The organism is Lactococcus sp. FSL K6-0773, from assembly GCF_038006485.1.
Lineage (GTDB): Bacteria > Bacillota > Bacilli > Lactobacillales > Streptococcaceae > Lactococcus > Lactococcus lactis.
On record NZ_JBBOVF010000001.1, the window covers coordinates 557,922 to 570,077 of the forward strand.

The following is a 12,156-nucleotide window of genomic DNA, read 5'->3' on the forward strand; positions in this document are numbered from 1 at the left end:
GACAGTAATCTAAAAGGAGAATAGAAATGGCTTTTTCTAAAAAAACAAGACAAGAAGCAATCACAAAAATTCAAAATGAAGAGATGGATTTACTCGTTATCGGAGGAGGGATCACTGGTGCTGGTTTGACATTACAAGCGGCGGCTGCTGGCATGAAAGTTGCTGTACTTGAAATGCAGGATTTCTCAGAAGGGACATCCTCACGCTCAACAAAACTCGTGCATGGTGGCATCCGTTACCTCAAAAACTTCGATGTCGAAGTCGTTTCCGATACAGTTTCAGAACGCGCTGTTGTTCAAGGCATTGCGCCACATATTCCTAAGCCAGATCCGATGTTACTTCCTATCTACGATGATGAAGGCAAGACAACGTTTGATATGTTTTCTGTGAAAATTGCGATGGATTTGTATGACCGTTTGGCCGGTGTGGATGAAGATTCGCCATATGCCAACTACACTATCTCACCAGAAGAAGTCCTGCGCCGCGAGCCACTCATCAAGAAAAAAGGTTTGCAAGGGGCTGGAGTCTATCTTGACTACCGTAACAACGATGCCCGCTTGGTGATTGATAACATCAAAAAAGCTGTGGAAGACGGTGCCCAAGCCATAAGCAAGATGAAAGTGATTGATTTTATCTATACGGATGGACAAATTTCTGGTATTCGTGCGCGTGATTTGTTGACAGATCAAGTCATTGAAGTCAAAGCTAAACTTGTGATTAACACAAGTGGACCTTGGGTAGATAAGATCCGTTACCTGAACTTCACTCGTCCCATCGTGCCCAAAATGCGTCCAACAAAAGGTGTCCATCTTGTAGTAGATGCGGCCAAATTGCCTGTACCACAACCAACTTATTTTGATACAGGCAAACACGATAAACGCATGGTCTTTGCCATTCCACGTGAAAATAAAACTTATTTTGGTACGACAGATACGGATTGTCATGGCGACTTTACCGATCCAAAAGTAACTCAAGAAGATGTAGATTACCTCTTGGATGTTATTAATTTCCGTTACCCAGAAGCAAATATTACGATTAATGACATCGAAGCTTCATGGGCAGGATTGCGTCCATTGTTAGGCGGAAATTCTGGATCAGACTATAACGGCGGTGATAATGGTGCGGTCTCTGAAACCAGCTTTAACGCTGTCGTTGAGGCGGTGCTCCGCTATAAAAATAAAACAGCAACAAAAGCCGAAGTGGAGCATTTGTTGAACAATATGGAATCAAGCCTTTCCGAAAAAGGAGATGCACCATCTTCCGTTTCTCGTGGCAGCTCACTTGAACGCGAGAGCGATGGTTTGATTACTTTAGCGGGTGGTAAAATCACGGACTACCGTAAAATGGCGGCAGGTGCGATGGAGCTTATTTGCCAATTGCTTGAGGAGGACTTTGGTTTGAAATACGAACCTATTGACTCTAAAAAATACCAAATCTCTGGTGGCGAATTTGACCCAACTAAAGTTGAAGAAGTTGTTGCTGAAAACATGAAAGTTGGTGTCGCTGCAGGTCTTACAGAAGAAGAAGCAAAATACATTGCTGACTTTTATGGTATGAATGCACTCCAAGTCTTTGCCTATGCTTCTGAAATGGAAGCTTATGAAGGCTTATCTCTAGCCGAATCCGCACGTCTTTGCTATGCGCTTGAGGATGAAATGATCTTAACACCAGTGGACTACTTGCTTCGTCGTACCAACCACATCTTGTTTATGCGTGAAGGAGTAGATGCTATCAAGGTACATGTTGTCAATGCCATGGCGGACGACCTTGGCTGGTCTGCAGAAGAAAAGGCAGAACAAGAAAAAGCTTTGGAAGAAGCACTTCGTGAATCGGACTTGTCGGATTTGAAGAAGTAAAAAATGCAAAAATGATTGAAACAAATAAAAAATAGAAATAAGGGGTCAATATGCACTCAGAAATGGTACAGCTACTTGGTGAATTTTTAGGAACATTTATCTTAATACTTCTTGGTAACGGGGTCGTTTCAGGCGTTGTCCTGAACAAAACGAAAGCAACAGGAGCGGGTTGGGTTGCTATCACTCTCGGTTGGGGATTTGCAGTAATGATGGGGGTTTACATTTCTGGATTTATGTCGCCAGCCCATTTGAATCCAGCAGTAACAATTGCAATGGCAATGATTGGGAGCTTTAGCTGGAGTTTGGTTCTTCCTTATATTATTGCGCAAATGCTTGGTGCAATGGTAGCCAGCATTATCCTCTACCTAATGTTTTACCCTCACTATGCTGAAACAAAGAATCCAGCAGATATCTTGGGCACGTTTTCTACAGGTCCTGCCATTCGCCAGACGAGTTCAAACTTAATCAGTGAGATTGTGGGAACAGCAGTCTTAACGACAGGTATTCTGGCCTTTGGTCAATACGCAATTACGCAAACTTCAGGTGTTTCACCTCTTTTAGTGGGTGCTATCATCACAGCTATTGGTTTATCACTTGGTGCAACAACAGGATACTCTTTAAATCCCGCACGTGACTTAGGTCCCCGTATCATGCACGCTATCTTGCCTATCAAAGGCAAAGGGGATTCAGACTGGTCTTACGCATGGATTCCTGTCGTAGGTCCAATCATTGGAGGTAGCTTGGGCGCCCTTCTCTTTAACATGGTTATTCAATTTGCAAGTAAATAAACTGAAATAATATATAAAAAAAGAGTTAGACAAAGTTCTAACTCTTTTTATTAAAAATAAATGAGCCATAAGAAAAAATTTTCTATAATCAAAGTCACAAAATCAATTGAGAAAAAATTTAATTCAAATATAATTATTGATGATTATGGAAAGTCTGCCCAGCATGTTTAAGTGTTTCCTACTTGTACTTGATTTCTATTGTTAGATTATACAACCTGGTATTGGTAGTTATCTAAGGCCATTCCATAGATATGTTTGATGATTACAATATAGATGTTCTGTAAGGGGGGATATATTATTTAGTTGTGCATGTCATATATTTTTTTATTTCGAATATGGGAATATTGGAGGATTCCTTTAAAATGATTCAAAATAGAAGCTAAAAAACCACTTGAAAATTTTAGTGGTTTTTTTTGAAACAATTCTTCATATATTCAATTGAAATTAATTATTCAAGAGCAGAGTAATACAATTACACAAATTCTTCATACTCATTAGGATCTTGATTATCTACCCTGCCATTTTCTTGTTTTAAGGCTGTGATTTTATTAATCTCTTCAGAAGAAAGTGAAAAATCAAAAATATCTATATTTCTTCTTTGGTGTTCTGGAGAAGTTGCTTTAACAATAGGTATAATACCTCTTTCAACTTGCCATCTTAGAATGATTTGCCCAGTATCCTTACCATATTTTTGAGCTATGTTTTGAATCAGGCTTTCCTCAAGCTCTTTACTGCCTCGGCCTAAAGGGCTCCATGCCTCAGTTAAAATGCCATACTTTTTATTAATTTTTAATAGCTTTTCTTGAGGCCAGTAAGGGTGAATCTCATTTTGATTAATTGCTGGTATAACACCAGTTTCTTGAATTATTTTGTCGAGATGGTCTTCCTCAAAATTAGATACCCCAATTGATCTTACAAGACCCCTTTTTTTTGCTGCAATTAGTGCTTTCCAAGCTTCAACATAATTATCTCGCTTTGGTAGTGGCCAGTGGATCAAGTAAAGATCAAAATAGCTCAATCCTGTTCGTAATAAAGACTCTTCAATCATCTTCAAAGCATCTTCAAAATGATGATATTTACCAGGTAGCTTAGTTGTCACAAAAAAATTTGATCGAGGGATGCCAGAACGACGAATTGCCTCTCCAACTGCTCCTTCGCTATCATAATTAGTTGAGGTATCAAGTAAACGATAACCGCTTTGTATAGCCGTTAAAATTTGCTCCACCCCTTCATATCCACGAATCTGAAATGTTCCTAACCCTATTTTAGGAATCAAATGTCCATCATTAAGCGTATATTTTTCTTGTTCAATCATTTTCTTGTTCTATTTTCCTTTCTGATTGTTTAAGTTTATGAATATTATGTCAATAATACTAAACTTTTGCAGGTTTTCAAAGTTAATCGAATATCTAATCGTTAACTGTATATTACAAAGTTTAACGTAACTATACTCAATTGTGAAATAATATGTTTATTATTGTTTTTCCAATAAGCTTTACCTCTATTGTATAAGTTTTATCATACCAGGAGCAAATCTTTGATGCAAATTTAGATATTAAAAAAAGATTTTTAAAAGATGCGATTTGATGGTAGCATATAATATTATAGTGCTTAAAAAATGAGAGATATAATAAAAATTGGGGTTAAGTAAAGGACATTATTCAGTTCTTTAATAGTCTTTCTGAGATAGTTGAAGCTAAATATAGTATTAATAAATTATAAAATAAGTCATATCATTTGAATGCGCTTTCTAATTGTGTTAGATTTGAGTTAGATCATAAAATGTATTCTAAAGAAAGAGGTGGCTTATGATTTGGTCATTAATTGTTGGTGCATTAATCGGATTAATCGCTGGTGCGATTACAAATAAAGGAAGTTCAATGGGCTGGATTGCTAACATTTTAGCAGGGTTAGTTGGATCTTTTGTGGGTCAAGCATTACTTGGAACTTGGGGACCTTCGCTAGCTGGTATGGCATTAATACCATCCATTGTTGGAGCAGTGATTGTGGTTGCTGTAGTTTCTTTCTTTTTATCTAGAATGAATCATTAGATCTTAAGATTTTAAGATCTAGAAAGGAGGAATTTTGGCAACTGGAAAGAAAATAATACTAATTATCCTTGATCTCCTTTTACTTACACTTGTTCTACCAATGACTTGGGATTATTACAATTTCATGGAATATGATTGGATGACAACGACCTCTAGTAACATTCCCTTCATAGGCAAATATATGACAGACTATTTGTTTTGGGGGAACATCGTTTTAACAGTCATATTAATTCTCGCCTTGATTGTAATCCTTTTTTACCCTCTAACCTATATGGATGTACAACTCACTTCAAATAATGGAGATTTAACTTTAAAAAAGTCTGCCATTGAAGGTTTTGTAGGTGAAAAAGTAAAAGAAAATGATTACCTTAAAAACTCAAAAATTACTGTTTCACTTTTTAAAAATAAGATAAAAATTGATATAAAAGGTGAGATTATTCCTAGAGTTGAAGTGGCACAAAAAGCCCAAGTTCTGGAACAGGAAATTATTGAAGGGTTAAAAAGTTTCTTTGGATTGGAACATACAGTTAAACTTAAAGTAAAAGTCAATACATTAAGTAAAGACGATAGCCCTAAACGACAACGTGTTATATAGGAGGGATCAATGGATTATCTCGAAAAAAATCGATACCCGATTATAGGAGGAATCGTAGGTGCACTCATTGCTCTGTGTATCTTCACTATTGGATTTTGGAAAATGATTCTGGTTTTATTTTTAATTGGATTAGGAATTTATATTGGTCTATTTTTAAAGAGGACAGGAATCATTGATCTATTTATAAATCGTAAATAACATTATAAAAGGAGAATATTATGGTACAAGAAAACATGAAAGCATTTGGAACAATGGCAGAAAAAGAAACTCCTAAAACAAAGGAAACCCAACCAGAAATTAAGGGGGCTTTGACTTATGAAGATAAAGTGGTGCAAAAGATTGTAGGACTAGCATTAGAATCAGTGGATGGACTTCTTTCCGTAGAAGGTGGCTTCTTCTCAAACCTAACAGGAAAACTTATTAATACTGATGATGTTACAACAGGCGTTGACGTAGAAGTTGGTAAAACACAAGTTGCAGTAGACTTGAAAGTAGTTACAGAATATCATAAGAATGTGCCTGATATTTATGAAAAAATTAAAGAAGTCATTCGTAAAGAGGTTGCGGCAATGACAGAATTAGATGTTGTTGAAGTTAACGTAACAGTCACAGATATTAAAACGAAAGAGCAACAAAAAGATGATGATGTAAGTATTCAAGATCGAGTGACTAGTGCGGCTCAAACGACTGGAAAATTCACCTCTGAACAAGTTGATAAAGTAAAAGACAAAGTAGAAGACAGTACAGATAAAGAAGCTAGAGTTAAATAAATTTCTAGATAAATCCTGATGAACAAAGGCCTCTATTGTGAGGCTTTTTTAGTAAGTTACTTCAATTATATAGTTTTTTATTTAGATAGAAGTATCAAGTCAATAGGTCTAAGGAAATCTTTCATGATAGACTATATCGAAGCAGTCGAATAATATTATGAAAATATTAACTGAGCTTACCATTGTCTTAACAATACCAACAATTACTTACGGGTTTTGGGGAAATCTCAAGTTGCCTTTTCAAGTCGTCCATTATCGTTCGTTATTTGTAGTGGTTGTTTCGCTTCTAATCAGTGTATTAGTTTGGTACTGGTTAAAAAAGAAAAAAACTTTTTAGAGAAATTTATAAAATTATAGAAAGAAGAAGGAAAAACTATGAAAATTGGCCTAGTAAAAACAAACTTCCCAGGAGAGAGACGAGTCCCACTTCTACCAAAAGACATTAAAGATTTTAAAAATGAAATATTAGTAGAGGAGGGGTTTGGAAAATTTTTAGATATTGATGATCAAGAATACATTGATAAAGGATGTCATATTTTATCAAGAGCTGAGGTTTTTTCGGAATCAGAGGCAATCTTCTCACTAAAACTCATCCAGCCTACTGATTACCCTTATCTTAGAGAGGGGCAGATGATTATAGGGTGGACACATCCTTTTGGTTCAGGACGATTATTCATGAAAGAGCAAGCTCTACCTAAAAAGTTAATTGTAGTAGATTTAGATAGTAATTCACCTTGTATTTATTATGAAAATGAGATATTTGAATCAGGTATTCCGAAGGGACTTTTATATAAAAATAGTTTTTACGCAGGCTATGCAGGTGTCCTTGATGCTTTATTGCAATATGGATTTATTCCAACTGAAGAGACAAAAATAGCTATTTTAGGTTCCGGAAATGTTGCACAGGGTGCCTTTAGTAGTATCTCAAAATATTCCTCAAACATCCGAATGTATTATCGAAAAACAATGTCCATCTTCAAAGAAAATTATACAAAGTACGACATCATCATCAATGGAATTGAAATTGGGAAAGAGGATGATCCAATTTTAAGCTTTTCAGAACAAAAATCATTGAAAAAAGGGACTTTTATTATTGATGTAGCAGCTGATGCTGGAAATACTATTGAAGGAACGCATTTTACTAGTATGGATGACCCCATCTACGAAAATGATGGAAAATACTATTATGTTGTTCCTAATACTCCATCACTGATCTACCGAAATGTGAGTCAAGATTTAAGTAAGATTTTGAGCGAGAATATCTTTAGTGAAGATTGTTCACGATTTTTAAGTATTAAATCTTGAAGAAACAATTATATTTCTTTGAGTATTAATTCCATTGCCGCAGCAGCAATAGTAGCAAAAAATATATTAGCTCATTCTATCACCAATTACATTAAAATAAGCTTTATGCATAATAAAATGTATGTAAAAAATTGACTGTCGCAATTAGGTACTTTTTGTTTACTAATTTATATAAAAAAAGCTTGTACAAAGCGGATTGGTATTAATAACATATAAAATAATTATGGTCAGTCAAAAACTCATCTTGCAATGAATAGCAAGATGAGTTTTTAATATAAATCAGATCTATTTTGATGAACGAAGTTTAAAAATTCATCCAACATAGGATTATTATTTTCTTGAAAAGCATAAACCAAATTTTGTGAACTTTTCTCTTCGTTCAAATTTAAAAATTTTACACGATATTTTTTTGATAAATAACCATTATCCATGCCTGAGTAAAGAAATGAAATCCCTTCTCCAAGTGATGTTTTAGAAAGTCCCTCATCTAAATTCTTAACATAATAATTAGCTTTTGCATGAAAACCATGTTTCAAACATTGATTGATTACATAATCAAATACCAGAGGGGATTTATTTCTTTCAATGAGAATAAGTGTTTCATCAGTTAAATCAGAAAATTGTATTTCTTGTTTTGATGCTAATCTGTGATTATTTTGAATGGCTACTTGTAAATTATTATTTTTATATAAAGAAGTTTTGAGCACATCATTATTAGAAATATAATTATCTAAATTAAGTACCAAATCATACGTCCTGTTCAATAATCCATCATTTAGCTCCATGGGAGAACCTTGTTCAATTATAAATTTTACGTTTGGGTATTGTGTTTTAAACTGCTCTATTAAATCGTACAATTTACTAAAGTCAAAATTGGTTAAACATCCAATTTTAATTGATGCCTTATTGTTCTTGTTAGGCCCTTCAGGATCAAACATCCCTGATATAGATTCAATTTGATCTAAAACATCTCTAACTTTCACCAGTAATTGTTTACCTTCTGGGGAAAGGATTATATTATTTGTGTTATTGCGGTTAAAGAGTGTTACCCCTAACTCTGACTCTAATTCTTGAATCCTTCTGCTTAAAGTTGGTTGAGAGATAAATAAATTTTGTGAAGCTTTTGTGAAGCTGTTCTCAGTTGCTACCTCAACAAAATATCGTAGAGTTGATAATTTCATCTGGCCTCCGATCATTACTAGAATATCATAAATGATCCCTAAAGTCATATGGTAAAAGGCAGAATAATTAGTTTAGAAGAGGAAGTTGAAGATAAGAAGTAGTAATACCTCCAGTATGCAAAATGTGAATCCCTCCATTATCAGGTGTGCAACCAGGTGTGCCTGGCATTACTGAGCCGAGTTCATCCTTTGAACTTATAACGATTCTAAGCGTTTCATCTTTATCATATGAAAGACCGATTGGGCTTAAGACAATATCAAGTTCTACTATTTGTTTCTCAGAGAGTTTTTCAACTCGATCAAAACTATAAGCAGGGATTTCGTCAGTTGAATGTTCTACATCAAGATGGCGCATTGAAGCTCTTAACCTCCCCCAAGCACCTTTATATCGGAGTGCTGAGGCACCATTTTGGGTAAAGTCTTGCAATACTGCACCGTGATTAGGTACAACAAATTCACTTAGTACGTTACCAAATTTATCTAGTTTTTGTAGCCACACAAAAACATCCATATCATTATAATTTTCAACTTCCATGTATAATTTGAGCTTAGGATAACCTACAAACGTAGTTTTCTTATCAAAAGTTTTCTGAAAGGAAATTTTTCCTGGCAAACTTTGAGTATCGTATCGTAATACAACATCCGTTTTCCCCGCATTATCTTGCAGAGTTCTAGTAAGTGGATTAAAGAAGTATTTTGTATTTGAGGTTTCTGAGGGTGGGAATGTGCCCGTTGAGATATCGTTAGTATTATTTCCTTGAAAATCTATTAATGAATAACGAACTTGTGAAGTTTTATTCCAACCATTGTCTTTATCTAATAAGTAATAATCAAAGAAACGACGCAATTCTTCAACATTATCTTTATCATAATAGTATGGCCATTCTTGCTTATCGTGAATTCTCAACCATTTTTCTTTTGAACCTAAGTTTCTCCAAGAGCGGAAAGTCCCCATCGTATGAAGTGTATTAGAATAACTTGCAATGACAAAAGCAGGTACAGTAATTTTTGATGTATCAGCCACTTTATCTTTCCAAACTTCAGCAGTGGCTAAAGGATAGCAGTCCATCTCTTTTACTAAATTTTCACGCTTCGCTCCTTTTGCACTTACATGATTAACTTGTAATCTCTCAATGAAGTTTTTATCGGGAATTCCTCCAATAAAAGCCAAATCTCTATAACCATCTGAGAGTCCTTCAGTAGGATTAATGCAAGTAAGGTGAGGAGGCTGTTCAGCAGCTATATACCATTGAGAAAAGGCAAGATAAGAGGTGCCAGTAAGTGCTGTTTTACTATTACTCCATTCTTGACTAGCAATCCATTCAATTAAATCATAACCATCTTGGTCTTCTTGAGACCCTACCATAGTGGTATTCCCTTCACTATGTGCAATCCCTCTCATATCCGGATTGCATACAGCATACCCATGTGCACACCAATATGAAGGATCTGGTGCTTCAAATTTTGTTAGACCAGAATTCCATGCATTTCCCATACCAAGCATATTGAAGAGATTCTTATAGCGAGGTGCAGTCCCAGCACTCTTACCATAGGGACTCCAAGCAATAAGTGTCGGAACTTTTTTACAGTTATTTGGTAAGTATATGTCTGTATAAATTGTTACACCGTCTCTTAATTTCACAGGGACATCTTTAAGCATTTTGATATCACAATTCAACGGTTTAAAACCTTCAGCAATAAGCGTTCCTTTCTTTAATAAAATTTCTTTAGGTTCAAACTTACTTAACACACCATGTTCTATACCATTATCGACATAATCGAAAGAACGACTAAATTTCATTTTATCTGTAATTTTCACAACCATATTTGGCCTCCAACTTTTATTTTATAAGCTTATTATAAGTGGTGTACCGGTACTTGTAAAATACCAATTATGAATAATGTTTGTAAATATAAACTCGGTATTCAATTTTTGAATAGTGCTAAGAAAAATTGCAGAAAAAGGTTCAAACTTTCTGACAAAAACTTAATCTCTAAAATAAGTCAGTATTAAGGTCGGTATTAGAGTCGGTATTGTATCTACAAAAATTAATCAAATTAATATGAGAAAAAGCAAACTTTTTCGGAAAGATATATATCATTTAAAAAAGTTCATACCTGCTAAGTAATTTCTATCCATTTATACGATGCTGAAGACTCTTTCTGAGGTTTAAACACCGAAATACTGAAAACCCGTTTTTCGGATGAAATAACCATATTACTGAAAATCCGTATTTCGGTTACCGTAGAACGCCTTTTCCGTATTACGGATATTCCAGAGATTGGATTTATCGTATTACGGATTTACCAGATTCCGTTAAATCAGCCACTACAAATTACCCACTATTAACAAACTAAAAATAGTAACAAAATAAGTATCTTTTACCAAAAAAACATTTGAATAGACGAGGAGGATTATAAATAATAAAAGGGAAAAACTAAAAAAGCAGCCTAAACAGACCCCCTTAAAATAAAAATTGACAATACTTTAACATTTAACTACTATATATTCTAATTTGAATAGAAAATGTTGAGGAACAATAAAAAGAGATGTCAGAAAATCATGGTTATCGTTATAATGTAAATAAACTCATGCTTGAGTTTCCCTAATACGTCAATGAGTTTATCCAGTCTAAGGACACTGTACCGCTGAGTATTGCCTCTATTTACTCTTACTGCCTAGAGTTCAGGAAATATTTGAATTGGATGAGTGAAAATTACATAACGAACCATGCTAACATCAAAGAAATCACTTTGAACGAAATGGAAAACGTAACGAAACGTGAGCTAGAAGCCTTCGTACTTTCACGAACGACTCCGTTTAGAATCAAAATGTGGTTCTAATACACATACATCATCATTAAATCGAACAATTGCTGCAATAAAGAGCCTATATAATTATCTTTGTGAACAAACCGAAGATAGTAATGGCAATACTTACATTACTAGAAATGCTAGCCGTTTAATTCATATCCGAAAAAAAAGCGAAACCTTGCATTACCGTGCGTCTCAACTGGAAGGTAAACTATTTTTAGGAGATGAGACCAAAGTCTTTTTAGAATTTGTTGAACATGACTATGAAAAGTCTATCAGTAATCGTGCAAGAACAAGTTTCAAGAAAAATAAAGTCAGGGATTTAGCTATATTAAGTCTTTTTTTATCATCTGGATTACGTTGTGCGGAACTTGTAGGAATCAATCTTAACGATTTAAACCTTGAAACTGGAAAAGTAAGAGTGATGCGAAAAGAAGGAAAGAAGGATGTAGTGCCTATTGCTCATTTTTAGCATAAATATATAACAGATTATTTTGAGGCAAGAAGTAGCTTAAATACTGATGTAGAAGCTTTATTTATCACAGACTATAATCAAACAATTAGAAAAATTTCAAACGCATCGATAAATAAGCTAGTCGCAAAGCATTCAGAAGCCTATAAAGTTAGAGTAACCCCTCATACTCTAAGGCATACATTCGCAACAAGTCTATATAATGTCAGTCACTCTCAAGTCCTTGTCAGCAACCAATTAGGACATTCTTCAACCAAACCAACTGAGTTATATACCCATATTGTCAGTGCTGAAGCTAAAGATGCGTTAAGAAAGTTATGAAAT

At 34.7% G+C, this 12,156-nt stretch carries 11 protein-coding genes and 2 pseudogenes; 10 read left to right on the plus strand and 3 right to left on the minus strand.

Annotated elements, in window-relative coordinates; translation table 11 throughout:
- Positions 1-26: 26 nt before the first annotated feature.
- Together glpO and MHB61_RS02735 are read left to right on the plus strand one after the other, a co-directional pair.
- Positions 27-1,856: a type 1 glycerol-3-phosphate oxidase gene (glpO, locus tag MHB61_RS02730; protein WP_003131020.1), complete on the plus strand. Its 1,830-nt coding sequence runs from the start codon at positions 27-29 to the stop codon at positions 1,854-1,856.
- A gap of 50 nt (positions 1,857-1,906) precedes the next feature.
- Complete coding sequence (locus MHB61_RS02735; protein WP_003131021.1) at positions 1,907-2,644, plus strand: MIP/aquaporin family protein; 738 nt, start codon at positions 1,907-1,909, stop codon at positions 2,642-2,644.
- Between the two features lie 472 nt (positions 2,645-3,116).
- Here MHB61_RS02735 and MHB61_RS02740 read toward each other — a convergent pair whose 3' ends face one another.
- Positions 3,117-3,959 (minus strand): aldo/keto reductase, encoded by an 843-nt coding sequence (locus MHB61_RS02740; RefSeq protein WP_003131024.1) that lies wholly within the window; start codon positions 3,957-3,959, stop codon positions 3,117-3,119.
- Between the two features lie 493 nt (positions 3,960-4,452).
- Here MHB61_RS02740 and MHB61_RS02745 point away from each other — a divergent pair, with 493 nt between their 5' ends.
- From MHB61_RS02745 to MHB61_RS02770, 6 genes and pseudogenes are all read left to right on the plus strand, one after another.
- Positions 4,453-4,695, plus strand: a complete 243-nt coding sequence (locus MHB61_RS02745; RefSeq protein ID WP_003131025.1) for a GlsB/YeaQ/YmgE family stress response membrane protein — start codon at positions 4,453-4,455, stop codon at positions 4,693-4,695.
- A 34-nt stretch (positions 4,696-4,729) separates the two neighbouring features.
- A complete protein-coding gene (gene amaP, locus MHB61_RS02750) occupies positions 4,730-5,290 on the plus strand; it encodes an alkaline shock response membrane anchor protein AmaP (protein WP_003131026.1) in 561 nt (186 codons plus the stop codon).
- Positions 5,291-5,299: 9 nt separating this feature from the next.
- The gene (locus tag MHB61_RS02755; RefSeq protein WP_010905844.1) at positions 5,300-5,488 is read left to right on the plus strand and encodes a DUF2273 domain-containing protein; all 189 of its coding nucleotides are present in this window, start codon (positions 5,300-5,302) and stop codon (positions 5,486-5,488) included.
- 20 nt (positions 5,489-5,508) lie between these two features.
- Entirely contained in the window at positions 5,509-6,060 is a 552-nt protein-coding gene (locus tag MHB61_RS02760) for an Asp23/Gls24 family envelope stress response protein (RefSeq protein ID WP_003131027.1), read from the plus strand.
- A gap of 133 nt (positions 6,061-6,193) precedes the next feature.
- Positions 6,194-6,397: pseudogene (locus MHB61_RS02765) on the plus strand (CorA family divalent cation transporter); the annotation flags it as partial.
- Between the two features lie 38 nt (positions 6,398-6,435).
- On the plus strand, positions 6,436-7,365 hold the full coding sequence (locus MHB61_RS02770) for a N(5)-(carboxyethyl)ornithine synthase (RefSeq protein ID WP_003131029.1): 930 nt from the start codon (positions 6,436-6,438) through the stop codon (positions 7,363-7,365).
- A 269-nt stretch (positions 7,366-7,634) separates the two neighbouring features.
- On the opposite strand, the gene MHB61_RS02775 is transcribed toward MHB61_RS02770, so the two are convergent.
- Positions 7,635-8,546, minus strand: coding sequence for a LysR family transcriptional regulator (locus MHB61_RS02775; RefSeq protein WP_010905843.1), 912 nt, complete (start codon positions 8,544-8,546; stop codon positions 7,635-7,637).
- Between the two features lie 67 nt (positions 8,547-8,613).
- A complete protein-coding gene (locus MHB61_RS02780) occupies positions 8,614-10,371 on the minus strand; it encodes a CocE/NonD family hydrolase (protein WP_014570605.1) in 1,758 nt (585 codons plus the stop codon).
- Positions 10,372-11,252: 881 nt separating this feature from the next.
- Between MHB61_RS02780 and MHB61_RS02785 the strand changes: the two genes are divergently transcribed.
- Complete coding sequence (locus MHB61_RS02785) at positions 11,253-11,390, plus strand: hypothetical protein (RefSeq protein WP_153915251.1); 138 nt, start codon at positions 11,253-11,255, stop codon at positions 11,388-11,390.
- Positions 11,391-11,538: 148 nt separating this feature from the next.
- A pseudogene (locus tag MHB61_RS02790) lies at positions 11,539-12,153 on the plus strand (tyrosine-type recombinase/integrase).
- Positions 12,154-12,156: the final 3 nt, after the last annotated feature.